At 71.8% G+C, this 25879-nt stretch carries 24 protein-coding genes; 14 read left to right on the top strand and 10 right to left on the bottom strand.

The window, feature by feature from the left end:
- The first annotated feature begins 4 nt into the window (after positions 1 to 4).
- Together AB0L65_RS12130 and AB0L65_RS12125 are read left to right on the top strand one after the other, a co-directional pair.
- Positions 5 to 1126, top strand: coding sequence for a GuaB3 family IMP dehydrogenase-related protein (locus AB0L65_RS12130; protein WP_355190294.1), 1122 nt, complete (start codon positions 5 to 7; stop codon positions 1124 to 1126).
- Positions 1127 to 1131: 5 nt separating this feature from the next.
- Positions 1132 to 2325 (top strand): sigma-70 family RNA polymerase sigma factor, encoded by a 1194-nt coding sequence (locus AB0L65_RS12125; RefSeq protein ID WP_364243698.1) that lies wholly within the window; start codon positions 1132 to 1134, stop codon positions 2323 to 2325.
- Here AB0L65_RS12125 and AB0L65_RS12120 read toward each other — a convergent pair.
- Positions 2303 to 2863, bottom strand: coding sequence for a dihydrofolate reductase family protein (locus tag AB0L65_RS12120; RefSeq protein ID WP_364243695.1), 561 nt, complete (start codon positions 2861 to 2863; stop codon positions 2303 to 2305). The genes AB0L65_RS12125 and AB0L65_RS12120 overlap by 23 nt on opposite strands.
- A gap of 69 nt (positions 2864 to 2932) precedes the next feature.
- On the opposite strand from AB0L65_RS12120, the gene AB0L65_RS12115 reads away from it, so the two are divergent.
- The 3 genes from AB0L65_RS12115 to AB0L65_RS12105 are packed head-to-tail and all read left to right on the top strand — an operon-like array spanning position 2933 to position 4722.
- The gene (locus AB0L65_RS12115; RefSeq protein ID WP_364243692.1) at positions 2933 to 3505 is read left to right on the top strand and encodes a TetR family transcriptional regulator; all 573 of its coding nucleotides are present in this window, start codon (positions 2933 to 2935) and stop codon (positions 3503 to 3505) included.
- Positions 3506 to 3514: 9 nt separating this feature from the next.
- Entirely contained in the window at positions 3515 to 4291 is a 777-nt protein-coding gene (locus tag AB0L65_RS12110; RefSeq protein WP_364243690.1) for a phosphotransferase, read from the top strand.
- The gene (locus AB0L65_RS12105; protein ID WP_364243688.1) at positions 4288 to 4722 is read left to right on the top strand and encodes a GNAT family N-acetyltransferase; all 435 of its coding nucleotides are present in this window, start codon (positions 4288 to 4290) and stop codon (positions 4720 to 4722) included. Before AB0L65_RS12110 ends, AB0L65_RS12105 begins: the two co-directional genes overlap by 4 nt.
- On the opposite strand, the gene AB0L65_RS12100 is transcribed toward AB0L65_RS12105, so the two are convergent.
- From AB0L65_RS12100 to AB0L65_RS12085, 4 genes are read right to left on the bottom strand one after another with little or no spacing between them, the layout of a single operon-like run.
- Positions 4712 to 5536 carry a class II fructose-bisphosphate aldolase gene (locus AB0L65_RS12100; RefSeq protein WP_355190304.1) on the bottom strand — a complete coding sequence of 275 codons (825 nt, stop codon included), beginning with the start codon at positions 5534 to 5536 and terminating at the stop codon, positions 4712 to 4714. The two genes, AB0L65_RS12105 and AB0L65_RS12100, sit on opposite strands and share 11 nt — an antisense overlap.
- A gap of 10 nt (positions 5537 to 5546) precedes the next feature.
- Positions 5547 to 6455: a 1-phosphofructokinase family hexose kinase gene (locus tag AB0L65_RS12095; protein WP_364243685.1), complete on the bottom strand. Its 909-nt coding sequence runs from the start codon at positions 6453 to 6455 to the stop codon at positions 5547 to 5549.
- Complete coding sequence (gene nagA, locus AB0L65_RS12090) at positions 6455 to 7588, bottom strand: N-acetylglucosamine-6-phosphate deacetylase (RefSeq protein WP_363962228.1); 1134 nt, start codon at positions 7586 to 7588, stop codon at positions 6455 to 6457. Before nagA ends, AB0L65_RS12095 begins: the two co-directional genes overlap by 1 nt.
- The gene (locus AB0L65_RS12085) at positions 7585 to 8457 is read right to left on the bottom strand and encodes a sugar isomerase (protein ID WP_364243682.1); all 873 of its coding nucleotides are present in this window, start codon (positions 8455 to 8457) and stop codon (positions 7585 to 7587) included. The genes nagA and AB0L65_RS12085 overlap by 4 nt, the downstream gene beginning before the upstream one ends.
- A 129-nt stretch (positions 8458 to 8586) precedes the next feature.
- Between AB0L65_RS12085 and AB0L65_RS12080 the strand changes: the two genes are divergently transcribed.
- The 3 genes from AB0L65_RS12080 to AB0L65_RS12070 all read left to right on the top strand — a co-directional run bounded on the left by AB0L65_RS12080 (position 8587) and on the right by AB0L65_RS12070 (position 11734).
- Positions 8587 to 9357: a DeoR/GlpR family DNA-binding transcription regulator gene (locus AB0L65_RS12080; RefSeq protein ID WP_364243680.1), complete on the top strand. Its 771-nt coding sequence runs from the start codon at positions 8587 to 8589 to the stop codon at positions 9355 to 9357.
- A gap of 153 nt (positions 9358 to 9510) precedes the next feature.
- Positions 9511 to 11187: a glycerol-3-phosphate dehydrogenase/oxidase gene (locus AB0L65_RS12075; RefSeq protein WP_364243806.1), complete on the top strand. Its 1677-nt coding sequence runs from the start codon at positions 9511 to 9513 to the stop codon at positions 11185 to 11187.
- 67 nt (positions 11188 to 11254) lie between these two features.
- Positions 11255 to 11734, top strand: coding sequence for a DinB family protein (locus AB0L65_RS12070; RefSeq protein WP_364243677.1), 480 nt, complete (start codon positions 11255 to 11257; stop codon positions 11732 to 11734).
- Between the two features lie 61 nt (positions 11735 to 11795).
- On the opposite strand, the gene AB0L65_RS12065 is transcribed toward AB0L65_RS12070, so the two are convergent.
- The 3 genes from AB0L65_RS12065 to AB0L65_RS12055 form a co-directional block, all read right to left on the bottom strand.
- Positions 11796 to 13049, bottom strand: coding sequence for a S8 family serine peptidase (locus AB0L65_RS12065; RefSeq protein WP_364243674.1), 1254 nt, complete (start codon positions 13047 to 13049; stop codon positions 11796 to 11798).
- A 171-nt stretch (positions 13050 to 13220) separates the two neighbouring features.
- The gene (locus AB0L65_RS12060) at positions 13221 to 15194 is read right to left on the bottom strand and encodes a beta-propeller domain-containing protein (RefSeq protein WP_364243671.1); all 1974 of its coding nucleotides are present in this window, start codon (positions 15192 to 15194) and stop codon (positions 13221 to 13223) included.
- 31 nt (positions 15195 to 15225) lie between these two features.
- A complete protein-coding gene (locus tag AB0L65_RS12055) occupies positions 15226 to 17517 on the bottom strand; it encodes a WD40 repeat domain-containing serine/threonine protein kinase (protein ID WP_364243668.1) in 2292 nt (763 codons plus the stop codon).
- Between the two features lie 73 nt (positions 17518 to 17590).
- Here AB0L65_RS12055 and AB0L65_RS12050 point away from each other — a divergent pair, with 73 nt between their 5' ends.
- The 4 genes from AB0L65_RS12050 to AB0L65_RS12035 all read left to right on the top strand — a co-directional run bounded on the left by AB0L65_RS12050 (position 17591) and on the right by AB0L65_RS12035 (position 21556).
- On the top strand, positions 17591 to 19096 hold the full coding sequence (locus AB0L65_RS12050; protein ID WP_364243665.1) for a succinic semialdehyde dehydrogenase: 1506 nt from the start codon (positions 17591 to 17593) through the stop codon (positions 19094 to 19096).
- 16 nt (positions 19097 to 19112) lie between these two features.
- A complete protein-coding gene (locus tag AB0L65_RS12045) occupies positions 19113 to 19697 on the top strand; it encodes a TetR/AcrR family transcriptional regulator (RefSeq protein ID WP_364243663.1) in 585 nt (194 codons plus the stop codon).
- Between the two features lie 29 nt (positions 19698 to 19726).
- On the top strand, positions 19727 to 20470 hold the full coding sequence (locus AB0L65_RS12040; protein ID WP_364243661.1) for an MBL fold metallo-hydrolase: 744 nt from the start codon (positions 19727 to 19729) through the stop codon (positions 20468 to 20470).
- 93 nt (positions 20471 to 20563) lie between these two features.
- On the top strand, positions 20564 to 21556 hold the full coding sequence (locus AB0L65_RS12035) for a pyridoxal-phosphate dependent enzyme (RefSeq protein ID WP_364243659.1): 993 nt from the start codon (positions 20564 to 20566) through the stop codon (positions 21554 to 21556).
- Here the strand turns inward: AB0L65_RS12035 and AB0L65_RS12030 are convergent.
- Positions 21537 to 22280: an N-acetyltransferase gene (locus AB0L65_RS12030; protein ID WP_364243657.1), complete on the bottom strand. Its 744-nt coding sequence runs from the start codon at positions 22278 to 22280 to the stop codon at positions 21537 to 21539. The genes AB0L65_RS12035 and AB0L65_RS12030 overlap by 20 nt on opposite strands.
- A 79-nt stretch (positions 22281 to 22359) precedes the next feature.
- On the opposite strand from AB0L65_RS12030, the gene AB0L65_RS12025 reads away from it, so the two are divergent.
- Both AB0L65_RS12025 and AB0L65_RS12020 read left to right on the top strand, forming a co-directional pair.
- Positions 22360 to 23853 carry a DUF885 family protein gene (locus tag AB0L65_RS12025; RefSeq protein ID WP_364243654.1) on the top strand — a complete coding sequence of 498 codons (1494 nt, stop codon included), beginning with the start codon at positions 22360 to 22362 and terminating at the stop codon, positions 23851 to 23853.
- A gap of 165 nt (positions 23854 to 24018) precedes the next feature.
- Entirely contained in the window at positions 24019 to 24840 is an 822-nt protein-coding gene (locus AB0L65_RS12020; RefSeq protein ID WP_364243651.1) for an SDR family NAD(P)-dependent oxidoreductase, read from the top strand.
- Here the strand turns inward: AB0L65_RS12020 and AB0L65_RS12015 are convergent.
- Complete coding sequence (locus AB0L65_RS12015; RefSeq protein WP_364243649.1) at positions 24831 to 25781, bottom strand: hypothetical protein; 951 nt, start codon at positions 25779 to 25781, stop codon at positions 24831 to 24833. The genes AB0L65_RS12020 and AB0L65_RS12015 overlap by 10 nt on opposite strands.
- Positions 25782 to 25879 lie beyond the last annotated feature (98 nt).

Genomic DNA, 25879 nt, shown 5'->3' with positions numbered 1-25879 from the left:
GTTCATGACTCAGCAGGTGGAGATCGGCCGGGGCAAGGCCGGACGGCGGGCGTACTCGCTTGACGAGATCGGCCTCGTTCCCTCGCGGCGCACCCGGGACCCGGAGGAGGTCTCGATCGCCTGGCAGATCGACGCCTACCGGTTCGAGCTGCCGGTAGTGGTCGCGCCCATGGACAGCGTGGTGTCCCCGGCGACCGCGATCGAGATCGGCCGCCTCGGCGGCCTCGCGCCGCTGGACCTCGAAGGGCTCTGGACGCGCTACGAGGACCCGTCGTCGCTGCTGGAGGAGTGCGCCGCGCTCGACGCGGAGGCGGCCACCAAGCGGCTCCAGGAGATCTACGCGGCGCCGATCCAGGAAGACCTGATCGGCCGGCGGATCGAGGAGATCCGGGCCTCCGGCGTGACCACCGCCGTGCGGCTGTCGCCGCAGCGCACGGTCCAGTACCACAAGGCCGTGATCGACGCGGGTGTCGACATCTTCGTCATCCGCGGCACCACCGTGTCGGCCGAGCACGTCTCGGGCCGGGCCGAGCCGCTCAACCTCAAGCAGTTCATCTACGAGCTGGACGTGCCGGTCATCGTGGGCGGCTGCGCCACGTACACGGCGGCCCTGCACCTGATGCGCACGGGCGCGGCGGGCGTGCTGGTGGGCTTCGGCGGCGGCGCCTCGCACACGACGCGCAACGTGCTGGGCGTGGCCGTGCCGATGGCCACGGCGATCTCCGACGTGGCGGCGGCGCGGCGCGACTACATGGACGAGTCCGGCGGGCGCTACGTGCACGTGATCGCCGACGGCGGCATGGGCACCTCCGGTGACATCGCCAAGGCCATCGCCTGCGGGGCCGACGCCGTGATGGTGGGCTCGCCGCTGGCCAGGGCCGCCGAGGCGCCGGGTCACGGGTTCCACTGGGGTTCGGAGGCGCACCACCCGGACCTGCCGCGCGGCCGGCGGGTCGAGTTCGGGACGGTCGGCACGCTGGAGCAGATCCTGCACGGGCCGTCGAGCGTGGCCGACGGCTCGATGAACCTGATGGGCGCGCTCAAGCGGACGATGGCCTCCACCGGCTACTCGGACATCAAGGAATTCCAGCGCGTCGAGGTCGTGGTGGCCCCGATCCAGCGCTGACGCCCATGCCGGAGACCGCGGTCGAGCGGGTGTTCCGCGAGGAGTACGGCAGGTCCGTCGCCGTGCTCGTGCGGGTCTTCGGTGACATCGACCTCGCCGAGGAGGCGGTGCAGGAGGCGTTCAGCGTGGCGGTGCGGCAGTGGCCGTCCGCCGGAGTGCCGCCGAGCCCGGCCGGGTGGATCATCACGACCGCCCGCAACCGGGCCGTCGACCGGTTGCGCAGGGAGTCGGCGCGGCCTGGCAAGTACGCGCAGGCCGCGCTCCTGCACGCCCAGGACGAGCCCGTGGACGTGGGGCCCGTCCAGGACGACCGGCTGCGGCTGATCTTCACGTGCTGCCACCCCGCGCTGGCCGTCCACGCGCGGGTGGCTCTCACGCTGCGGCTGCTCGGCGGGCTGACGACGGCGGAGATCGCCCGCGCGTTCCTGGTGCCCGAGGCGACGCTGGCGCAGCGGCTGGTGCGGGCGAAGAGCAAGATCCGGACCGCGGGGATCCCGTACCGGATCCCGGCGCAGGGCGATCTGCCCGAGCGCCTGCGCGCGGTGCTGGCCGTGGTCTACCTGATCTTCAACGAGGGGTATACGGCCGTCCGCGCGGACCTGTGCGCCGAGGCCGTCCGGCTCGGGCGGTTGCTGGTCGAGCTCATGCCGGACGAGCCCGAGGCCATGGGGCTGCTGGCGCTGATGCTGCTGATCGAGTCGCGCCGCGCCGCCCGTACCTCCGAGGAGGGCGAGCTGGTGCTGCTGGGGGAGCAGGACCGCGGGCTGTGGGACCGCGGGCTCATCGCGGAGGGCCAGGAGCTCGTACGGCGGTGCCTGCGGCGTGACGAGCCCGGCCCGTACCAGATCCAGGCCGCGATCAACGCCGTGCACAGCGACGCGGCGAGCGCGAAGGACACCGACTGGGGGCAGATCGTGCGGCTGTACGACCTGCTGGCGCAGCTGGACCCGGGCCCGGTCGTGGCGGTGCACCGGGCGGTGGCGGTGGCCGAGGTGGAGGGACCCGAGGCGGCGTTGGGGCTGCTCAAGGGGCCCGACGACTACTACATGTTCCACGCGGTGCGGGCCGACCTGCTGCGCAGGCTCGGGCGCGAGGAGGAGGCCGCAGCGGCGTACGAGGCCGCTGCCGCGCGGGCGGGCAACGACGTGGAGCGGGACTTCCTGCGCAGGCGGCTGATCACTGGCGGGCGTACGTCATGACCACCGCCCCGTTGCTGTACGTCTTCGAGCCGGTCAGCGTGAACACGGTCGGCCGGAACTCGCCGTCGAACGCCGGGATGCCCGCCCCGGCCACCACCGGATAGCACTTGATGATCAGCTCGTCGATCTCCGGCAGCAGGGCGCCGGCCAGCTTGCCGCCCCCGCAGAGGTAGATGTCCAGGCCGTCCTCCTCCTTGAGCCGGCGCACCAGGCCGAGCGGGTCGCCGGTGACCAGCTCGACGGCCGGGTCCTCGACCTCCATGGTGCTGGACACGACGTACTGCCGCAGGTGGGCGTACGGGCTGGTCACGGCCTTGTCGATCTGGTACGTGGCGCGGCCCATGAGCACCGTGTCGAAGCGCTGGTTGGGCGCGTCGAGGCCGATCATGGCGCGGAGGTGGGTGGGGACGGTCTCGGGGTAACGGGCGTTGACGTCGGCCATCATGTCGTCGGCCCACGGGTAGAAGTCGAACTCGCCGTTCGGCCCCGCGATGTAGCCGTCGATGGAGGTGGCGATGTAGTAGACGAGCTTCCGCAAAATGACTCCAGATAAAGTACTATGGTTGAAGTGGTTTCACCGTAGTACTACAGATGGAGTGGTGTCAACGTGGTCAGGCAGAACGTCGCCAGGCGGACGGCGCTGGTCGATGCCGCGATCGAGGTGCTGGCCAGGGAAGGGGCCCGCGGGCTGACGTTCAGGGCGGTGGACAAGCAGGCGGAGGTGCCGCCGGGCACCGCGTCCAACTACTTCCCCAGCCGCGACGAGCTGTTCACCCAGGCGGGCGGCCGGATCTACGAGCTCCTGCAGCCGGAGGCCGCCATGACCGCCGCCCACATGAGCGGGCCGCGTGACCGCGACCGGGTGGTCGCGCTGATGCACGAGGTGGTCGATCGCGTGGCGGCGTACAGGTCGGGCTACCTGGCGCTGCTGGAGCTGCGCCTGGAGGCCACCCGGCGGCCGGAGCTGCGGGCCGTGCTGACCGAGCGGATCCGCGCCGACGTGGACGCGAACGTGCGCAACCACCTCGAATCGGGCCTCCCCGGCGACACGACGAGCGTGGTGCTGCTCTACCTCGCCATGAACTGGCTGGTCGTCGAGCGGCTCACGCTGCCCGACGTGTTCGGCGAGGAGGAGATCCACAAGCTTGTGACCAGCGCCGTTGAGCGGTTGGTGCCCTAGCATGCGGGCATGGCCGACCTACGCCACACGCACGAGCTGGCCTTCGCCGGCGACGTCGTCATCAAGCGCTACATGGACAGCAAGCCCGGCGCGGCCGAGCGCGAGTGGCGCGCGCTGAACCTGCTGGCCGAGCACGCCCCCGGCCTGGCCCCCGAGCCGATCGGCTACGAGGACGGCGTGGTGACGATGTCCCGGATCGACGGGGTGTCGCTGCGCGGGCTGCTCGCGACGGCCGTGCACGTCGCGGCCCTGGTCGAAGCGCTCGCCGAGCTGCACACCGCGGTGCCGCCGCACGTGCTCAGGGCCGTTCCGCTGCGCCCGTGGCACCTTGAGGCGCTCGCCGACTGGGCCGGGCGGCGCGGCGAGCACTGGCAGCCCAGGGACCCGCTGGCGGACCGGGCGGTCAAGGAGGGCACGCGGTGGCTGCGGAGCTGGTCGCCGGGCGAGTCGGGGGTCACGCCGGCGTTCGGGGCGGGCGACGGCAACCTGGCGAACTTCCTGTGGGACGGCACCCGCGTCCGCATCGTCGACTACGAGGACTCGGGGCGCAGCGACGTGGCGTTCGAGCTGGCCGAGATGGCCGAGCACGTGTCGATGTGGGTGGACGGCGAGATGGAGATCGCGCACCGGTTCGAGCTGAGCCCGGCGGAGGAGCGGCGGATGCGCGACTGCCGCAGGCTGCACGCGCTCGTCTGGCTGTTCCTGCTCTCGCACGAGCACCCGCGCAATCCGCCGGGCACCTTCGAACGACAGGTCGAACGCGTGCTGGCAACATTGGCCGCATGAGACTGGCGGATCACACCGACAAGGCGGCCGTCGAGCGGCTGGTCCACGACGCGTACTCGCCCTGGATCGAGGTCGTCGGCATGCGGCCGCTGCCGATGGAGGCCGACTACGGCGCGCTCATCGCGGCCGGCCGGGTGCACGTCACCGACCCGCTCGACGCGCTCATCGTGCTCGTCCCCGAGGACGGCGTCCTGCTGGTGGAGAACGTCGCCGTGCGGCCCGGCCACCAGGGCAAGGGCCTCGGGCGGGCGCTGATGGCGTACGCCGAGGAGGAGGCGCGCCGGCTGGGGCTGCCCGCGCTGCGCCTCTACACCAACGTCAAGATGACCACCAACATCGCGCTGTACGAGTCGCTCGGCTACGTCGAGACCGGCCGCATGGGCGTCGAAGGCCGCTCCGCGGTCATGATGCGCAAACAGCTCACCCCGTGAGGACGCCCAGGAGGTGGCTGACCTCCCTGGCCACCGCGTCCCGCCCGGCCTTGAGATATTTGCGGGAGTCGACCACGCGCTCGTCGTGGGCCAGGTAGTCGCGCACCGCGCCGGTGAACGCCTTGTTCAGGTGGGTCGCGATGTTGATCTTCTTCATGCCGGTCCGCACGGCCTCGCGCAGCACGTCGTCCGGCACCCCCGACGAGCCGTGCAGCACCAGCGGCACCGGCACCGCGGCCCGCAGCTCGGCGATGAGCGCCAGGTCCAGCACCGCGTCCTTGGTCGTCATGGCGTGCGAGGTGCCCACGGCCACGGCCAGGGCGTCGACGCCGGTCTTGGCGACGTAGTCGACCGCCTCGTGCGGCTTGGTGCGCGCGCCGGGCGCGTGCACGCCGTCCTTGCCCCCGACCTCGCCCAGCTCGGCCTCCACCCACACACCGCGCTCGTGGCACCATGCCACCACCTCGGCGGTCGTGCGGACGTTGTCGTCGTCGGGCAGGGCCGAGGCGTCGAACATCACCGAGCCCAGCCCCAGCTTCACCGCCTCCTCCACGAGCGCGCGGTCGGTGGCGTGGTCGAGGTGGACCGCGACCGGCACCTCGGCCCGCCTGGCCACCGCCAGCGACGCCAGCGCGACGGGCTCCAGCGCGCCGTGGTAGCGCACGCAGTTTTCGCTGATCTGCAGCACGACCGGCAGGCCCAGGGCCTCGGCGCCGGCCACGATGGCGGTGGCGTGCTCGAGCTGGATCACGTTGAAGGCGCCCACCCCGGCGGGCGACTGGCGGACGATGTCGCCGATGGCAACAAGGGGCATGACGTGCTCCTTACGTGATGATGATCTGGGGGTGTATGTCGGCGTAGACGTCGGGGTCGAAGTCGCCGGCCACGGGCGCGGCCACGGCGGCCGCGCCGAGCGCCGCAGCCCGCCTGAGGCTGTCGGGCCACGACGCCGACTCCACCAGACCCAGCGCGAGCCCGGCGACCAGCGAGTCGCCCGCCCCCGTCGGATTACCCCGCACGGTGTACGGCATGCGCGCGGTGAAGGTGCCCTCCCCGGTGACCGCCAGCAGCCCGTCGGCGCCCATGGACACCACCACGGCCCCGGCGCCCTGGCTGCGCAGCGCCTGCGCGCCCTCGGCCGGGCTGCCGCCGGGGACGGCCCTGGCCAGCTCCTCCCGGTTGGGCTTGACCACGGAGGGACGGCCCTTGGGAGCGTGGCGGAGGGGATCGCCGTCGGCGTCCACGATGGCCGGGACCCCCTTGCCGGCGGCGACGGCCGCCAGCGTGGCGTAGGTGTCGGCGGGGACGCCACGCGGGAGGCTGCCCGAGATGACGACCGCGCCGGCGGCGTCGAGGAGCGACTCGAAATGCCGGACGAAGCCCGCCAGCTCGGCGGGGGTGACCTCCGGGCCGGGCTCGTTGAACAGCGCGGTACGCGTGCCCGCCTGCTCCGAGACGACCAGCGTCGTGCGGGAGTCGGCGGCGACGGGGTGCAGGGCGGCGGGCAGGCCGGCCGCCCGCAGGTCGTCCTCGATCGCCTGCCCGGTGGGGCCACCCGCGAGCCCCGTGACCAGCACGTCCTGGCCCAGCGCGGCCAGGACGCGGGCGACGTTGACGCCCTTGCCGCCGGCGCGCCGGTGCACCGCGCTGACCCGGTTGACCCCGTCCCAGTCGACGTCGGGGACCTGGTAGGTCACGTCGAGGGCGGCGTTGAGCGTCACGGTGAGGATCATCAGGGCTCCGTGATCCAGACGCCGTCCTTCATCACCCCGGCCACCTCCAGCGAGTCGGACAGGACCACCAGGTCGGCCGCCTTGCCCACGGCGATCGAGCCGATCCGGTCGGCCAGGCCCAGCACCCGCGCGGGTGTCAGGGAGGCCACCTGGACCGCGTCGGGCAGCGACATCCCGACCTCCTGGACGCTGCGCCGGAACGCGACGTCCATGGTCAGCGTGGACCCCGCGATCGAGCCGCCCTCGACCAGCCTGGCCACGCCGTCCTCCACCCGCACCCGCATGGGGCCGAGCACGTAGTCGCCGTCGCCGAGCCCGGTGGCCGACATCGCGTCGGTGATCAGCGCCGTCCGGCCGGGACCCGCCACCTCGTACGCCAGGCGCAGCATCGCCGGATGCACGTGCACGCCGTCGTTGATCAGCTCGACGGTCACCCGCTCGTCGTCGAGCAGCGCAGCCACCGGGCCGGGCGCGCGGTGGCCCAGCGGCGGCATCGCGTTGTAGAGGTGGGTCGCCACGCTCGCGCCCGCCTCGATGCCCTCGATCGTCGTCTCGTAGTCGGCGTCGCTGTGCCCCACGGCCGCGATCACCCCCTCGGCGGCGGCCATGCGGATGAAGTCGAGCGCGCCGGGCAGCTCGGCCGCGATGGTCACCATGCGGACGTGCCCGCGCCCGGCCTTCAGCAGCTCCGAGAGCTCCTGCCGGGACGGCTCCCGCAGCAGCGTCGGGTCGTGCGCGCCGCAGCGGGCCTTGGCGATGTAGGGGCCTTCGAGGTGGATGCCGGTCAGCAGCCCTTCCTCGCACAGCTCGGCAAGCGCCGCCACGGCCCTGGTCAGCCCGTCGATCGAGTCGGTGACCAGGCTGGCCATGGTCGTGGTGGTGCCGTGGCGGCGGTGCAGCTCGACGGCCTCGCGCGCCTTGTCCTGCTCGCCGGTCGGGAACGAGCCGCCCGCGCCCCCGTGGTTGTGGATGTCCACGAACCCGGGGATGACGTGCCGCCCACCCACGCTCAGACCCTGACCTGGGGCCGATCCGCGGCCGACATGCGTGATGCGGCCGTCTTCGATGGTCAGCCACCCCTCGTGGACCCCCTCGGGGGTCACGATCCTGGCGTCGGCAAGAGTAAGGCTCATGAAGAAAGGATCACAGATCGCGTGAGGTGCATGGGCTCGTCCGGGTTCAGCCCTTGGGCGAAGGCCCGGGCGACGGCCACCCGCTGCGCGCGGATCAGCTCGGCCATGGGGTCGAGCGCGGTCTCGAAGAACGTCCCGCCGGTCTCCTCGACCTGCGCGCGCAGGCCCTCGGGGGCGGTGCCGAGCATCCACGTCACGCGCCCGGGAGCGGCGATGCTGATCGGGCCGTGCCGGTACTCCATCGCCGGGTACGCCTCCGTCCACGAGCGGGACGCCTCGCGCATCTTCAGCGCCGCCTCCTGCGCCAGGCCGACCGACCAGCCGGCGCCGAGGAAGCTGAACTGCTCGGCCCGCACCAGCTCGTCGGGCAGCGGCGCGGCCACGGCGGCCTCGGCGTCCTCGACAGCCTTGGTGAGGTCCTCGCCGAGGCTGGCGCGCAGCAGGGCCAGCTGCGTGGTCGCGAACCTGGTCTGCACGACCGACTGCTCGTCGGCGTAGTCGAGCACGACGACCTCGTCGGCGGCCGTCATGATCGGCGTGCCGGGGTCGGCGGTGATGGCCGTGGTCTTCGTGGTCGTCCGGGCCAGCAGCTCCAGCACCTCGGTCGTGGTGCCGGACCGGGTCAGCGCGAGCACGCGGTCGTACGAGCGCCCGATCGGGGCCTCGGAGGCGGCGAAGGCGTCGGTCTCGCCGTGCCCGGCCCGCTCGCGCAGGGCGGCGTACGCCATCGCGATGAACCACGACGTGCCGCACCCGACCACGGCGACCCGCTCGCCGTGTCGCGGCAGCGCGTCGGCGGGAACGCTCGCGATGGCGCGGCGCCAGCACGACGGCTGGGACGCGATCTCGGCCTCGGTGTGGGTGGTCACCACTTGCCTCCCCGGCGATTGATTGTTTCTGCTGTTTTTATACCAGGAAAGTGCATTAATGGACACTGTTGGCCCTGCCCTCGCTGGTTGTGCCACGCTTGCCCTTGTCCCCATCGCCTAGGAGGCCTTGTGTCCCGGTACGACCGCTGGAACGCCATCCTCGAGCTGGTGGCCCAGGAGGGCAGAGTGTCGGTGGAGGAGGCCAGCCAGGCGCTCGGCGTCTCCACGGCGACGATCCGGCGGGACTTCGACCAGCTGGCCCAGCAGCAGATGCTGATGCGCACGCGGGGCGGGGCGGTCGCGCAGAGCGTGAGCTACGACCTGCCGCTGCGCTACAAGACGGCCAGGCACGCCGACGAGAAGCACCGCATCGCGACGGCGGCGGCCGAGCTGGTGACGCCCGGCGCCGTGGTGGGGCTCAACGGCGGCACGACCACCTCGGAGCTGGCGCGCACGCTCGCCACGCTGTCCACGCTGGAGAGCGGGTTCACGATCGTCACGAACGCGCTGAACATCGCGGCCGAGCTGACCGTCCGCCAGCACGTCAAGATCGTGGTGACCGGCGGGGTGGCCAGGCAGCAGTCGTACGAGCTCATCGGGCCGCTGGCCACCGGGGTGCTGGAGCAGGTGACGCTGGACGTGGCGTTCCTCGGGGTGGACGCGCTCGACGTCGGGCTGGGCGCGTCGGCCCACCACGAGGGGGAGGCGAGCGTCAACCACCTGCTGATCAGCCGGGCCGCGCACGTGGTCGTGGTGGCCGACTCCTCCAAGATCGGGAAGCGGGCCTTCTCCCGGATCTGCCCGATCGGGCAGATCGACACGCTGGTCACCGACGCCCAGCTCTCCGACGCGCTGGCCGCGGAGCTGACGGAGGCGGGCGTGAAGGTCATCCGCGCCTGATCCCCCGCGTCGTCGCCCGCCGCGTTACAGCCTGACCGCCCTGAGGGTAGGTATCGAGGCGCAGGCGACAAAGCCGTATCAGGGGGAGATATGACGCCGGGAAGGTGCGTGGCTCAGCTCGGGCCGGCGGAGCGGACCGCGGCCTTGGAGCGCATGGCCGGGGAGAACTTCGACGTGGTCGTGGTCGGCGGCGGCATCGTGGGCGCCGGGATCGCGCTCGACGCCGCGACCAGGGGGCTCGACGTGGCCCTGGTGGAGGCCCGGGACTTCGCCTCCGGCACCTCCTCGCGCTCCTCGAAGCTCATCCACGGGGGCCTGCGATACCTGGAGCAGCTCAACTTCGAGCTGGTGCGCGAGGCCCTGCGGGAGCGGGCGCTGCTGCTGCAGCGGATCGCCCCGCACCTGGTCAAGCCGGTGCCGTTCCTCTTCCCGCTGACCCACTACGTGTGGGAGCGGGTCTACGTCGGCGCGGGCGTGGCGCTCTACGACACGCTCGGCGCCGCGGCCGGGACCACCCGCGGCGTGCCGGGCCACCGGCATCTGTCCAGGTCGCGGGCACTGCGGCTGGCCCCGGCGCTCAAGAAGTCCGCCCTCACGGGCGCCGTCCAGTACTGGGACGCGCAGATGGACGACGCCCGCTACGTGGTGAGCCTGCTGCGCACCGCCGCCACCTACGGCGCGCAGATCGCGCCGCGGGCGCAGGTGCTGGGGTTCCTGCGGGAGGGCGAGCGGGTCACCGGCGTACGCGTGCGCGACCTCGAGCTGGGCGACGAGCTGGACGTACGCGCCCAGCAGGTGGTGAACGCCACCGGCGTCTGGACCGACGACATCCAGGAGCTGGTCGGAGGCCGGGGCCAGATCCACGTACGCGCGTCCAAGGGCATCCATCTCGTGGTCCCGCGGGACCGGATCCACTCGCTGACCGGGATCATCCTGCGTACGGAGAAGTCCGTGCTCTTCGTGATCCCCTGGGGCCGTCACTGGATCATCGGTACCACCGACACCGAGTGGACGCTCGACAAGAGCCACCCCGCCGCCTCCCGCGCGGACATCGACTACCTGCTCGACCACGTCAACTCCGTCCTGTCCGTGCCCCTGAACCACGACGACGTCGAAGGCGTCTACGCGGGGCTGCGCCCGCTGCTGTCGGGCGAGTCGGAGGAGACCTCCAAGCTGTCGAGGGAGCACGTGGTGGCGCACCCGGTGCCGGGCCTGGTCATGATCGCGGGCGGGAAGTACACGACCTACCGGGTCATGGCCAAGGACGCGGTGGACGCCGTGGCGCACGGGCTCGACCAGCGGGTGCCGCGCTCGTGCACCGACCGCATCCCGCTCGCGGGCGCCGAGGGCTTCCAGGCGCTGTGGAACTCCAGGCACCGCATCGCCCTCACCTCCGGGCTGCACGTGGCCAGGATCGAGCACCTGCTGCAGCGTTACGGCTCGATGATCGACGAGGTGCTGGAGCTGATCGAGCACGAGCCGTCGCTGGGCAGGCCGCTGGCGGGGGCGGACGACTACCTGCGCGCCGAGATCGTCTACGCCGCCACCCACGAGGGGGCCAGGCATCTCAACGACGTGCTGACCCGGCGTACGCGCATCTCGATCGAGACCTTCCACCGCGGTCTGGCCGTGGCGCAGGAGGCCGCCGAGCTGATGGCCGGGCCGCTCGGCTGGGACAGCGAGCAGGTGAAAAGGGAGGTGGAATACTACACAAAGCGTGTCGAGGCGGAGCGCCGCTCGCAGGAGCAGGTCTCCGACCAGGAGGCCGACGCGATCAGGCTCGGCGCGCCGGAGATCGTCCCCGTCGTCGCCCCGGAGCAGCCATCATGAGCGAGCGTAGCGAGCGAACAATTGGACACGCGAGCGACTCGCTCGTGCGACCGACGAAGGAGGGCGCATGAGTGAGCCGTCCAACCAGCTTTCCGACCCGCGCGCGCTGCTGGAGGGCTACCTCGACCACTATCGCGAGGAGATCCTGCGCAAGCTGGACGGGTTCCCCGAGCCCGAGGTGAGCCGGGTGCCGTCGGGGTGGACGCCCGTGTCGATGCTCAAGCACCTGGCGTACATGGAGCGGCGCTGGTTCGTCTGGGACTTCGCGGGCGAGCAGGTCGAGGACCCGTGGGGCGACCGCGACGAGGATGACATGCTCGTCGCGGCCGAGTCGTTCGAGGAGATCAAGGACTTCTACCTGGCGCAGTGCGAGCGGTCCAGGCAGGCGGTGGCCGGGGCGGGTCTGTCCGACGTGGCCTCGCGGATCGGCCGGTTCCAGCCGCCCGAGGAGCCGCCGACGCTGGCGTGGATCATGTTCCACGTCCTGGAGGAGTACATGCGCCACGCGGGCCACTTGGACATCGCCCGCGAGCTGGCCGAGTCGTAAGGGGGAGGGGCGGCACGCGGCGCTGCGGGATCCGCGCGCCGCCCCTATCCAGGATGGTCTGTCAGTACTGCGTGGCGTCGTGCACGTCGAGCAGGGGCTCCTTGACGCCGTCGCCGGAGTCGTCGGTCCAGTTGGAGTTACCGGTGGAGATCAGCTTGGTCCGTACGGCCAGCGAGCCCGCCCTGGTCGTCGGCTTGCGGGCACCCGCGGTGAGGATGCCGGCCGCGCCCGCCACGTGGGGGCTGGCCATCGAGGTGCCGCTGATCGTGTTGTAGCCGCCGTTCATCCACGTCGAGTAGATGCAGGTGCCGGGTGCGGTGATCTCGACGGTGGCGCCGAAGTTGGAGTAGAACGCCGAGGTGTCGTCCTGGTCGGTCTCGCTGCGGCACGAGAGCGTGCTGCCGCCCGAGCCGCCGGCCAGGCCGTCGTTGTCGGTCAGCGCCGAGACGGTGACCACGTCGGGGTGGTTGGCGGGGAAGAACGAGGACGTGTTCGCGTGGTTGTTGCCCGCGGCCACCACGACCACGATGCCGGCGTTGACGGCCCTGGTGATCGCGTTGGTGATCGCGCTGCTCGTGCAGCCGTTGCAGCCCAGGCTCAGGTTGATGACCTCGATGGTGGAGGCGCGGGCCACCACCCAGTCGATTCCGGCGGCGATCCCGGCCAGGGTGCCGGAGCCGGCGGAGTTGAGCACCTTCACGGCGTGGATGCGGGCGCCGGGGGCGACGCCGACCGAGCCGATGGAGTTGTCGATCGCGCCGACGATGCCCGCGACGTGCGAACCGTGGCCGTTGTCGTCCACGCCGGCGTTGTTCGTGCAGACGCCGGACACGCAGTTGGCGCGGGCGACCACGTTCAGGTCGGGGTGGGTGTAGTCGACGCCGGTGTCGATGACGGCGACGTCCGTGTCGATGCGCACGTCATCGGTGCCATCGATGTCGAGGTTCGGGTTGCTGGGGCCGAAGATGCGCCGTACGCCGGTGGGCGTGGTCTGCGCGAAGGCGGTCACCTCGGCGTCGGGCTCGACGCTGAGGACGTTCGGGTTCCGCTTGAGCTGCTCGGCCGCGCTCGCGCTCAGGCGGGCGGTGTAGCCCTTGAACGCGTGCTCGTAGACGCCGACGAGCTGGCCGCCGGCCTGGGACACCTGGTCCTGGGCCGCGCTGCGGGGCGCCGCCCGCATGGTCGGCTTGAGTTCGACGATGTACGTCCCTTCTGCGGCCTGCGCGTCCTGCGTGGCGGCGGAGGCGGGCGGCGGCGCCATGGCTAACGCCACGGCGCTGACGAGCAATGCGAGCAGGGGGGTGCGTGTTCGCATCGGCGTGAGCCCTTCCTGTGTCGCGGACCCAGGAGACCCATGTCATGACAAATCCACTGAGTCCGACATTACATGGTTAGTAAAGTTTTCATCAGTTGTCGGGTTCTGTCCATCGAAAAAGGTGCCAATTTCATACGAAATCAGCACCTTTTCATGGGTGGATTTTTGTGCTCAGCGGAGCGGGATCCAGGCCTGTTGCGCCAGCGTCGCGGCGTCGTTGACCTGGAAGCCGTCGTACGAGAGCGTCCAGATCGAGTCGCCGATGACCAGCGCCCGCTCGATCCCGGCCTGGTACTCGTCCTTGGCCGGGTGCTTGATCATGCCCAGCTTCGTCACGCCCGAGTCGTCGATCTTCAGGACGAGCCCGCCCGACTCGTTCTGCTGGGTCAGCGGGATCACCGCCAGGCCGGTCTTGGGCCAGTACAGGAACGCGTGCGGGTCCCACTCGGCCGCCGAGCCCGAGTCCTTCTGGAACAGCTGCGACAGCCTGCGCGGGCCGGCCGGATCGCTCACGTCGAACAGCGACACCTGCGTGCCCAGCGTCCTGCCCTTCTCGCTGGCCTCCTGGCCGATGCCGATCAGCCGGCCCTCGGCGCCGGGGTGCAGGTACGCGGAGTAGCCGGTGATCTTCAGCTCGCCCGTCACCTTGGGGGCCGCCGCGTCACGCAGATCGAGCGTGTAGAGCGGGTCGACCTGCTTGAACGTGACGCAGTAGCCGACCGGGCCGATGAACCTGACCGAGTAGATCCGCTCGCCCTCGCCGAGGCCGCCGACCTCGCCGGTCTTGGCCATGGTGTCGGCCTTGAGCACGTACACGGCGCTGGAGCTGGACTTCCCGTCCGGGGAGGTGAGCGTGGTGGCGACGCGCAGGTGGCCGTCGTACTCCGACAGCGAGTACTGGTTCAGCAGCCGGCCCGGGACCTTGCCCGAGGCCACGTAGGAGGGCGCGCCGGGCGAGCCGATGTCGAACCGGTGGACCTCGGTCTCCTCAGGCGGGATCGTCGGCTCCGGGCTGGGCGTCGGGGTGTCCGGCACCGGGGGGCTCGTGGGCGTGGGCTCCACGGCCGGGGCGGCGTCCCCGGAGGACGGTGCGGTCGTCGGGGTCTCCACCGCCGGTTCGCTGATCACCACCGGCATCCACCAGCGCGGGTTGCTGGCCACGTAGAGGCTGCTGCCGGTGCCGTAGACGATGTCGCCGTCGGCCGCCAGGCTGATCGGGTCGGTGCCGGCGGCGGTCACGCCCTGCGCCAGGTCGATGGTGTGCACGGTCAGCAGCGAGGTGCCGGTGTAGTCGGCCGGGTGGCTGATCCGCTCGCACTTCACCGAGTCCTTCTTGACGGTGCCGGACGCGTCGGTGATCTCGATCTTGGGGAGCCAGGCGTCCGCCGGGGCCTGGTGGACCGCGGCCTGGTTGCGCTTGACGCGCTCGGCCTCGGAGACGTCGTCCTTGAACTCGGGGAAGGCGATGTCCGGCTGGCTGCGGGTGACCAGCCTGACCGTGGAGCCGACCATCCTGGCGTCCACGTACGAGCCCTGCGGCTTGATCGTGCTCAGCACCTTGGGCTTGCCCGACAGGTCGACCAGCACGTACCTGGTGTCGCCGGGCGGGGCGAAGGCCATCCGCTTGTACATGATGTCGCCGCCGCGCATCAGCACCAGCGCGCGGTCGCCCGAGACGAGCAGGTCGGCGGGTACGCCGGGCCCGCTCTCGCCCTCCGTCAGCTTGAGCGAGCCGGTGACCTTCCTGGTGGCGGTGTCGATGATCCGCAGGACGCCGTCCTTGACGGTGATGACCCGGTTGCCGTCGGTCTTGACCACGTCGGGCTCGTCCACGCCGGTCTCGTGCACGTTCGTGGTGGAGTGCTCGGGGGTGCTCGTCTTGGCGTTCGCGGTGACCGAGCGGGCGGAGTCCTCCATGGCGGCGAAGGGCAGCACGTTGTCGAACCCCCACGGGGTGACGCGCTGGGCGGCGTGCTCGCGCAGCCCGGACAGCAGGTCGTCGCAGCCGGTGTAGGCCACCAGGCGGATCGCGCCGAGCGAGCTCACCCTGGGCTTCGGCGGCGCGCCCGCGGTCGTGGAGGTGCAGGCGACCGCGGCGGTCGCCAGCGCCGCGACGGTCGCGGCCGTGCGGATCAGCGTCTTCATGCCCTCATGACGGCTGCCCCGGGCGGATGGTTCAGGAGCCCTTGTTCGGATTGGCGGTGTAGACGGGGCTGAAGTCGATGTCGTCCGGCACCGCGAGCAGCTTGCGCACGAGTTTGCCGGTGAAGTCGACCACCTGGACCTCGTCGTCGACGCCGTTGTCCTGCTCCCAGCAGTAGAGATGGCTCTCGTCGTAGAAGCCGAGGACCTTGTCGCACTGGGAGGAGAACTTGCGCAGGCGCTCGCCCGACCTGGTGTCCCAGATGCAGTGGTCGCCGTCTCCGCCGTTGGGGCAGTTCGTGACGAACGTCTTGCCCGAGGGTGAGAAGAGGTCCTGCGTGCCGGCGGACAGCGTGCCGATCTCGTTCGCCGAGTGCGTGGCCTTGCCCAGGGCGTTGAAGAAGCGCAGGCTGCGGTTCTTCTCGTCGCCGTAGACGTTCACCGCGCCGTCCTCGGTGCCGTCGAAGCCGAAGGCCGTCTGGCGCACGGAGGTGTCGCTGACGTCGACCTGGGTGGCCTTCTTGGCGGCGACGTCCACGATGACGAAGCCCAGGTAGAGCCACTTGCTCCCGACCTTGCGCTCGATGTTGAGCAGGATCTTCGAGCCGTCCCTCGACCACGCCCTGATGCTGCTGATCAGCGGCTCCTTGACGGTCTTGATCGTCGAACGGTCGCCGCTCCGCCGGTCGGTGAGGACGATGAAGTCGAAGTCGTCGGAGCTGTAGCTCCTGCCCCTTTCCGCGAGGTAGCGGCCGTCGGGGGAGGTCCTCGACTCCCAGTTGGCGGCGTACTTCGTGAACGAGCCGTGCAGCGACCCCCTGGCGTAGTCGATCCAGTCGTCCTTCTTCTTGTCGTAGACCTCGTAGGAGGTCAGCACGATCGCGTCGCCCGGGTCCTCGTAGAGGGAGATGTTCGCGCCGGGGAGCGTCTTCTTGACGCCCGGCCTCGGCACGGCCGGTTCGGTGGGGGCCGGGCTGGTGGTCGTCCTGCTCCTCGTCGAGTTGGTCGCCGGGGTTTTGGCCGGGCCGGCCAGCGTCGACGACTTGTCGACCTGGATGTAGACGACCACGCCGGCGAGGATCAGCAGCGCGACCGCCACCGTGATGCCGGCGACCAGCGGCGCCCTGCTCTTCCTCGGCCGCTGCTCGCCCCAGCTCGGGTGCGTGGGCTGGCCGTAGCCTCCGGGAGGCTGCCACGGCGGCTGGGGGGACGGGGCGACGGAGCCGGTGTGCGGGATCGGGCCGGAGTGCCCGCCGGGCCCGTACGGGACGTGGCCCGACGGCGGGGCCGGGTGCGGACCCGATGCGGGCCCTGGCGGCGGACCTGGAAGGGGACCGGACATGGGCCCCGACGGCGGCCCCGAGTGTGGGCCGGAGTGCGGGCCCGGGTGCGGGCCCAGCGGCCCTGACGGCGACGCGAAGGGCGACGGCGGCGCGGGGGCGGCCTCGGCGGCGGCCTGCGCGAGGAAGCCGGAGCCGGGCGCGGGCTGCGGCCCGGAGACGGGCGCGGCACCCGGCGCCGGGTGCCGCAGCAGCTGCATGATGACCTGCTCGGCGCTCGGCCGCTGCGCCGGGTCCTTGGACAGGCACGCGGCCACCACGTCACGCAGCTGCCCGTCGAGCATGCCCAGGTCGGGATGCTGGTTGAGGACGCGGTTGATCACCGCGGGCATCGTGTCGCTGCCGAACGGCGCCTGCCCGGAGGCGGCGAAGACCATCGCGCTCGCCCACGAGAACATGTCGGCGGCCGGGCCGACCGTGTGCCCCATGATCTGCTCGGGCGACATGTACGCCGGCGTGCCCACGACCATGCTGCTGATCGTGGAGGTGGCGTTCAGCGCCCTGGCGATGCCGAAGTCGATCACCCGGGGCCCGTCGGCGCCGATGATCACGTTGGCCGGCTTGAAGTCACGGTGGACGATGCCGGCCTGGTGGATGGCGGCCAGCGCGGTGGCGGTGCCGATGGCCAGGCGGTGCAGCACGGTGCCCGTGCGCGGCCCCTCCTCCTGCACGACCCGGTGCAACGAGGGTCCCTCGATGAACTCGCTGACGATGTACGGCCGATCCTCCTCGACCCCGGTGCCGAGGACGGCGGCGGTGCAGAACGGCGCCACCTGCTGGGCCACCTGGACCTCGCGCATGAACCTCTCGGCGCTCACCTGGTCGCCCGACAGGTCGGGCCGCAGCCATTTGACGGCCACGCGGGAGTCATTGTGGCCTTGGGCGAGGTAGACGACGCCCTGACCGCCCTCACCGAGCCGGCCGAGGAGATCCAGGCCCCCCAGCCGCTGTGGATCTCCGGGGCGTAGCGGAGCGAAGGTTGCCATGTAGGGATTCTGTCGCTACGGCGCGAATCCGCAAAAACTACCCGTGGGTAGCCGGGCGGAATATCCTTCTGGCATGCACGTGACGTCCAGCGGTAGGACACGGCACATCATCGCCCCCTTCACCGGCGAAACCCTCGCTGAGCTGCCCGTCTCGGACGTCGACGACGTCCGCAGGGCGTACGAGAAGGCCAGGGCCGCCCAGGACGAGTGGGCGCGCAGGCCCGTGGCGGAGCGGGCGAGACCGTTCCTGCGGCTGCACGACGCGATCCTCGACCGGCGCGCCGAGATCCTCGACATCGTCCAGGACGAGACGGGCAAGGCCCGCAAGCACGCCTTCGAGGAGGTGCTCGACGTCGCGGGCTGCGCTCTCCACTACGCCCGCCGGGCGCCCGGCCTGCTCGCGCCCCGCGCCCGCAAGGGCGTCTTCCCCGGCGCCACCCGCGTCGTGGAGCTGCGCCGGCCCAAGGGCGTGGTCGCGCTGATCTCCCCGTGGAACTACCCGCTCGCGCTGGGCGTCACCGACGCGGTGCCCGCGCTGCTGGCCGGCAACGCGATCGTGCACAAGCCGGACACGCAGACCGCCCAGTCCACGCTGTGGACCATCGACCTGCTGGCCGAGCTGGGCATGCCGCGCGAGATCTGGCAGGTCGTGCTCGGCGAGCCGGCCGAGATCGGCGACGCGCTGCTGGACGACGCCGACTACGTGGCGTTCACGGGATCGACGCGCGGCGGCAGGAAGATCGCCGAGGAGGCGGCCAAGCGGCTCATCGGCTGCTCGCTGGAGCTCGGCGGCAAGAACCCGATGGTGGTGCTCGACGACGCCGACCTCGACGTGGCCGTCCAGGGGGCCATCCGGGCCTGCTTCACGAACGCCGGGCAGCTCTGCCTGTCGATCGAGCGCCTGTACGTGCACGCGTCCGTGTTCGACGCCTTCGCCGAGCGCTTCGTCGAGCAGGTCCGGGGCATGAAGCTGGGCGCGGGCCACGACTGGTCGGTGCAGATGGGCTCGCTCACCTCGCGGCGCCAGCTCGACACGGTCGGCGCGCACGTGGACGACGCCCTGGCCAAGGGCGCGAGGCTGCTGACCGGCGGCAAGGCCAGGCCCGACCTGGGCCCGCTGTTCTACGAGCCGACCGTGCTCACCGGCGTCGCCGAGGACATGGAGCTGTGCCGCAACGAGACGTTCGGGCCGGTGGTCGCGCTCTACCCGTTCACCTCCGAGGACGAGGTGGTCGAGCTGGCCAACGACACCATCTACGGCCTGAACGCCTCCATCTGGACCTCCAGCCTCCCGCGCGGCCGCGCGCTCGCCGCCCGCGTCAAGGCCGGCACGGTCAACATCAACGAGGGGTACGCCTCGGCCTACGCCTCCTACGACGCCCCCATGGGCGGCATGAAGGCGTCCGGGCTGGGCCGCCGGCACGGTTCCGAGGGCCTGCTGCGCTACACCGAGTCCAAGACCGTGGCCTCGCAGGCGGGCTGGCTGGGGTTCGAGCCGCCGTTCGGGCTGCCGTACGAGAAGTGGGCCGCCACCCTGGCCACCACGCTCAAGACGATGCGGCGGCTGCGGTTGAAGTGACGTCTACGCTGTAAACGTGAACGATCAGGGCACGGCCGGGCGCATCGTGGCCGTCGCGCGGCGGATCCTCCTGGAGGACGGCGCCGACGCGGTCAGCATGCGGCGCGTGGGCGACGCCGTGGGCATCACCGCCATGGCCATCTACCGCCACTACCCCAACCGGGACGCCCTGCTGCGCGCGGTCGCCGACCGCAGCGCCCGCGAGCTGGCCGAGTCATGGCGGCGGCGCTCTCCTTCGGGGACGTGGGACGAGCGGTGCATGGCCGCGCTGGACGACTTCCTCGACTTCGCGCTCGGGAGCCCGCACCTGTACCGGTTCCTGATCCTGGACGCCTGGGCGGGCGCGCGGCGCTTCCCGGAGGACTTCCGCGACGGGCAGGGGCCGCCGTTCAGCGTCGTCGCCGAGCTCGTGGAGGAGGGCATGCGTACGGGGCGGCTGCGCGAGGACGATCCCCTGGAGACGGCGATGACGATCACGTCGAGCGCGCAGGGGCTGGTCCAGCAGTACCTGAGCGGGCGGATCGGGATGGCCGAGGCCGACTTCCGCGCGCTCTGCCATCGGTCGACCGGGCGGATCATCAACGGGCTCGGCGTGGAATAAGCCGTCCTGAGCCGGTGTCGTTGACGTCCATGGAGATTCGTTACCTCGGAGGGCCGACGGCGGTCCTGGAGATCGGCGGGGTGCGCCTGCTGACCGACCCCACGTTCGACGCGCCCGGCGACTACCCGATCGGGAACAGGGCGCTCACGAAGACCGCGGGGCCCGCCTCCGGCGCGGCCGAGCTCGGGGCCGTGGACGCGGTGCTGCTCTCCCACGACCAGCACCCGGACAACCTCGACAGGGCCGGGCGGGACTACCTGGCGTCCGTTCCGCTGGTGCTCTCCACCGGGTCGGCGGCCGGGCGGCTGGGATCCTCCGTGCGGGCGCTGCCCAACTGGACGTCCGTCACGGTGGGCGACGGGCCGCGGGTGACCGGCGTCCCCGCCCAGCACGGGCCAGACGGAACCGAGCACCTGGTGGGCGAGGTGACCGGGTTCGTGCTCAGCGGTGACGGGCTGCCGACCGTCTACGTGAGCGGGGACAACGCCTCGCTGGACGTCGTACGGGAGATCGCCGGGCGGTTCGGCCCCGTGGACGTGGCGCTGCTGTTCGCGGGCGGGGCGCGCACGCCGCTGGTCGACGGCTACCTGACGCTGACCAGCGACGACGCCGTGACGGCGGCCGAGATCCTGGGGGCCCGGCACGTGGTGCCGCTGCACTTCGAGCACTGGGCGCATTTCACGCAGGGGCGGGACACCGTGGAGAAGGCGTTCGCCGGGTACGGCGACAGGCTCCGGCTGCTCGCTCCGGGCGAAACCACCGAGATCCTCTGACCGCGGCACCCGGATTCGCCGGCCGCCCGCCGGATCGGTCGGCTCGTGGCGAACGGCGCCGCCCGGCCTGCCCCGGCCTGGCAGGGTGGAGCCGTGAGCTGGAACGCGCGGGCCCTCGACGTGCTGGCGGCGGGGGAGCCCACCCCGCTGATCGACTTCCCGGTCCAGGCGCCCGGGATCAGGCTGCTGCTGAAGGACGAGTCCGCGCAGCCGACCGGGAGCCTGCGGCACCGGCACGCCAGGGCGCTGTTCCGGCGGGCCGTCCTCGACGGGCTGGTCGGCGAGGGCACGACCGTGGTGGAGGCCACGGGTGGCAACGCGGCCGTCGCGCAGGCCTGGTTCGCCCGGCGGCTCGGGCTGCCGTACATCGTGGTCATGCCGGGCGAGCGCAGCCAGGCGCGGGCCAGGGCGGTGGAGGCGCTGGGCGGGGAGTGCAGGTTCGTGACGCCGCCACTGGCGATCTACGACGCGGCGCGCGGGATCCCGGGCCATTTCCTCGACCAGTTCGGCCGGGCGGCCGAGCACGACCTGGGGGAGGAGCTGTTCGCCCAGGTGCGGCCCGACTGGGTGGTGACGGGCGCGGGCACGGGTGCCACCTCCGCCACGCTCGGGCGGTGGGTACGCGAGCACGACGTCCCCTGCCGGGTCGCGGTGGCCGATCCCGATAATTCGGCATATTTCCCGGGATGGACGCTCGACGTGTCCGACTACGCGACCGGGATGCCGTCGCGGATCGAGGGCATCGGGCGACCCCGCGTCGAGCCGGGGTTCCGGCCCGATCTCGTCGACCTCGTCATCCCGGTGCCCGACGCGGCGAGCGTGGCGGCGGCCCGGCACCTCAGGGCGGTCACGGGGCTCGCGGTGGGCGGCTCGTCGGGCACGGCGCTCTGGGCGGCGCTGGAGCTGGTCGAGCGCATGCGGGCCAGAGGCGAGACCGGCACGGTGGTGTCGCTGGTCGGAGATGCCGCCGACCGGCATCTGGCGACGTATCACGAGGACGCGTGGGCGGCCGCCAAGGGGCTGGACGCCGGGCAGTTCGCCGACGAGCTGCGGCGCCGGGTCGCGCTCAGGCCAGGGGGTGGCTGACCCAGACGTTCGGCTCGACGTACACGGCGTGGTCCTGCTCCACGTCGCAGTGCACCGGGGTGAGCGCGCCGGGCACCTCCACCGGGCCCGGCCGGTCGAACGGCAGGTCCGTCCACCGCCGCCACTCCGCCAGCGTGCCCGACACGACCATCGAGCGCGGCGCCACCTTGACGATCTTCCCGCCCACCCGCACGTGCACGCGTAACCAGGCGTCATGGGGCAGGCCGTCGGCGCGGGTCCTGAAGGTGTACTCGGCCATGGGGGTGCGCGGTTCGAGGTGCTTCCTGTTGGGCCTGACCGGCGCCACCAGCTCGCGGTAGCCGAGGCCGGCGGCGCGCTCGCGCATGGCCGCGAGCATCAGGTAGGAGAGCCCCGTCCCCTGGAGGTCGCGGCGGACGGAGATCTCCAGGGCGGAGATGCTGTCGGGCCGCTCGCCGCGCTCGCGGGCCAGCCAGCCGTATCTGATCACGCCGTCCCACCCGTCGTCCGGCAGTTCGGAGCCCCCGGAGAGGAACGGGATCATGCACGCCCGCGCCGCCAGCCGTCCCGGCTCCTCGTCGGAGTCGGCCACCAGCACGTAGTCGGCGTAGGTCGTGGTGGCGAACGGATAGAACAGGTCCGCCATCGGGTCCTCGAGCACGAAATCGTGCCACGTATGGTCCATCTCGAACAGCGACGACGCGAACTCGGGACGCTCCGCGAGCGTCGTGATCCGGAGGGCCATGAGAATCATTCTCACATTACGGCCGACCGCTACGCACTTGTATAAACCGGGGCGAAAGGTGTGCGCTAGCGTCGGCCGCATGACAGAACTTGACGCCAGGCTGCGAGCCATCACCGACCTGTTCGTGGCCGAGGCGCGCGAGGGCGGCGGCAGGCACGAGTACGACGGCCGGATCCAGGACCTCTCGCCCGCGGGCGTGCGGTCCGGTCTGGCGCGACTCGGCGAGGGGCCGCTGCCCGCGGACGCGCATGACGCCGAGCACCTACAGGTGTTCGAGGAGAGCCTGCGCACTCAGTTCGGCGAGCTGGAGCTGCACCGCAAGAACCCGCTGATCCACCTCTCGAACCTCGACCTCGCCTGCTACGACCGCGACTACGCCCCCGAGGAGGAGCGCGAGGCGGCCAAGGCGGCCCACCTCGCGCTCTGGCCCGAGGCGGTGGACCAGGCGATCGCCTCGCTCGACCAGGTCCCGGCCCCCGTCGCGCAGTCCCTGCTCGCCGCGACCAGGGGACTGTCCGCCGGGGTCACCGACGAGGCCGCGCTCAAGGCGCACAGCCTGCTCGTGGCCCACGTCGAGCGGGCCGCGGCCGAGGGCGACCCCAACGCGGCGCTCGGCGGCGAGGCGCTGGCCAGGCTCATGGGCACGGCCGAAGGGCTGCCCGTCGACCTGGGCAGGCTCGCCGAGCGGGCCGACGCCGAGCGGGACCGGCTGATGGGCCTGCTCGCCGAGTCCTGCGCCAAGCTGGGGGAGCGGGACCGGGCGCCGCTGGACGTCGTACGGGAGCTGGTCAAGGACCATCCCGACCCCGACGGGGTCATCGAGGCGGCGCGGATCGGCACCGAGAAGGCCATCGCGTTCACCCGCGAGAAGGACCTCGTGCCCTACCACGACGGCGAGTGCCTGGTGGGGCTGGCGCCCGAGTCGCGGCGCTGGGCGATGGCCATGATGGCGTGGAACTCGCCCGGCGAGCCCGAGGGCCCGTCCTGGTACTACATCACGCCACCGGACCCGTCCTGGCCGGAGCAGGACCAGGAGGAGTGGCTGGAGGTCTTCAGCCACGCGACGCTGCCGGCGATCAACGTGCACGAGGTGGCGCCCGGGCACTTCTCGCACGCCCGCGCGCTGCGGCGGGCCAAGTCGGACGTGCGCCGGCTCCTGCAGTCCCTCGCGTTCATCGAGGGCTGGGCGCACTACGCCGAGGAACTGTGCGTGGAGGAGGGCTTCGAGCCGGGCGACCCGCGGTTCGAGATCGGCGTCTGGGTGGAGGCGCTGCTCCGTGTCACCCGGCTGGCCTGCGCGATCGGCGTGCACACCGGGCAGATGACGGTCGAGGAGGGCGCCAGGCGCTTCGAGTCCGACACGCACCTGGCCGGGCCGGCCGCGCTGTCGGAGGCCAGGCGGGCGACGTTCGACCCGACGTACGGGCGTTACACCTGGGGCAAGCTGCTCATCCTCGACCTGCGGGAGCGGGCGCGGGCGGAGTGGGGCGCGGACTTCAGCCTGCAGCGCTACCACAAGGCCCTGTTCGACCTCGGCTCGCCGCCCCTGGGCCTGATCGACCGCATCCTCTGACCCCCGGCCCTCTCTCCTCGCCCGAAGGGACCGGACACCCTCCCCCCTCTACTCCCAAGGGACCCCAGCCAGAGTGCGGGGGAGGGACGGCATTCTCCGAGCGTTCTCTAGGGCGGCGGCGGCCCGTCAGGTAGCGTCGGTCGCGAGCGAGGGGAGGATGATCCTGTGCGGGAGCTCTCCGGCAAGGTCGCCGTGGTGACCGGCGCGGCCAGCGGCATCGGGCGGGCGCTGGCGCTCAGGTTCGCGGCCGAGGGCATGGCGCTGATGCTCGCCGACGTCGATCCCGGCGGCCTCGCCGAGACGGCCCACCAGGCAGGCGACGGCAAGGTGCTCACGCAGGTCACCGACGTCTCCGACGCGGCGGCCGTACGGCACCTGGCCAACCGCTGCTTCGGCGAGCTCGGCGCCGTGCACGTCCTCTGCAACAACGCCGGCGTCTTCCAGGGCGGCCGCATATGGACCCGTGGCGAGGAGGACTTCGCCTGGCTGCTGGGCGTGAACCTGTGGGGCGTGCTCCACGGCATCCACGCGTTCGTCCCGCGCATGATCGAGCAGGACACCGAGGGGCACATCGTCAACACGGTGTCGGTGGCCGGGCTGTTCACCACGCCGGGATCGGGCGGGTACGCGGTCACCAAGTACGCCGCGATGGCCGCGTCCCAGGCCCTCGCCGAGGACCTGGCCGCCACGGGCGCCAAACTCCGGGTGACCGCGCTCTGCCCCGGCGCGGTCAGGACCCGCATCGCCGACTCCGAGCGCGTACGCCCGGCCGGTCTGGTCGCCACCCCCACCCAGGACGAGGCGGACGCGCGGGAATGGGTCGGCCGGGCGGCCGAGCGCGGCATCGAGCCGGCCGAGGTGGCCGGCCTGGTCGTGGCGGCCATCCGCGAGGAGCGGTTCCTGGTGCTGACCGATCCCCGGTACGCCGCCCGGCTGCGCCTGCAGACCGAGACCCTGCTCACCGGGAACCTGCCGCCCTACCAGTGACGTTCGTGGGCCAGCATCCGCACCACCGTGCCGCTGTGCGGCCTGACCAGCAGCCGGACGTGGTCGCCTGGCAGCACGTCCTGATAGAGGCCCTGCGTGACCAGGAACGACCTGGCCTTCTCCGAGCTGCCGTCGTGCACGGCCACGTAGTAGGCGCACCTGCCGCTCGTCGTCTCGGGATCCGGGTCGGCCACGGCCCAGTGCTTGACGACGTAACCGGAGACCTCCTGCCGTTTGGGGCCGGACGCGGCGGATCCGGGCGGCTCGATCTCGTCGCCGTGCCAGCCGCTGCCCGTGAAGATCCACTCCTGCCCGGGATCCGTCGGCTCGGCGTCCGGCCCGGCGATCTCCCGCCCGGCCGGAGTCAGCAGGAACCCCCGGCCCGCCATGAGCAGCCCCACCCCGGCCACGAACGACACCATCGTCGCGATCATCCCCGGCCACGACAGCCCGGCCGCGGAGATGGTGGCGTACCAGGGGATGAACAGCCCGGCGGCCAGGAGCACCGGAACGATCATGGTCGGCCAGCGTCGCCGCGCCAGGCCCAGGTCGATCGCGGTCTGCCGGGCCAGCGGCACCAGGCCGCCGTCCAGTTCGGCCCCTTCGGGCATGACCGCCATCACGGGCGCGTACGGCCGGCCCGCCAGGCGGGCGACCACCCGTTCCAGGACCCATCGCTCGTACGGGAGGAGCGGCTCCTGCCTCAGGGGCGCCAGCGAGAGGCGATCGTCCTCGATCGTCAGCCACCCGCGCCCGGCCAGCTCGAACAGCGCCGAGTGGAACACCTCCTGGGCCCGCATGCCGCGTAACAGCTCGACCACGGCCGGTGGCGCCTCGTGTCGCGGCGTCCCTCGCGGGCGCTCGCGGCTGGACACCTTGAAGGCGGCGGCCAGCGCGGCGGTCCACAGGGCCCACGCGGTCACCGGCCAGACAAGATCCATTGTTCTGTGTTAGCACGAGTGCCGGTAGGCAGGCCAGGCGTAATGCACAAGGCCGATAGACTGTAGTCACCGCATTTCGCCTTTGGGGGGTTCTCACG

The sequence above is a fragment of the Nonomuraea sp. NPDC052116 genome (genome assembly GCF_040680035.1).
Taxonomy (GTDB): Bacteria; Actinomycetota; Actinomycetes; order Streptosporangiales; family Streptosporangiaceae; genus Nonomuraea; species Nonomuraea angiospora_A.
The sequence above is the reverse complement of the archived record's forward strand: the minus strand, read 5'-3'. Positions and strand labels throughout refer to the sequence as shown.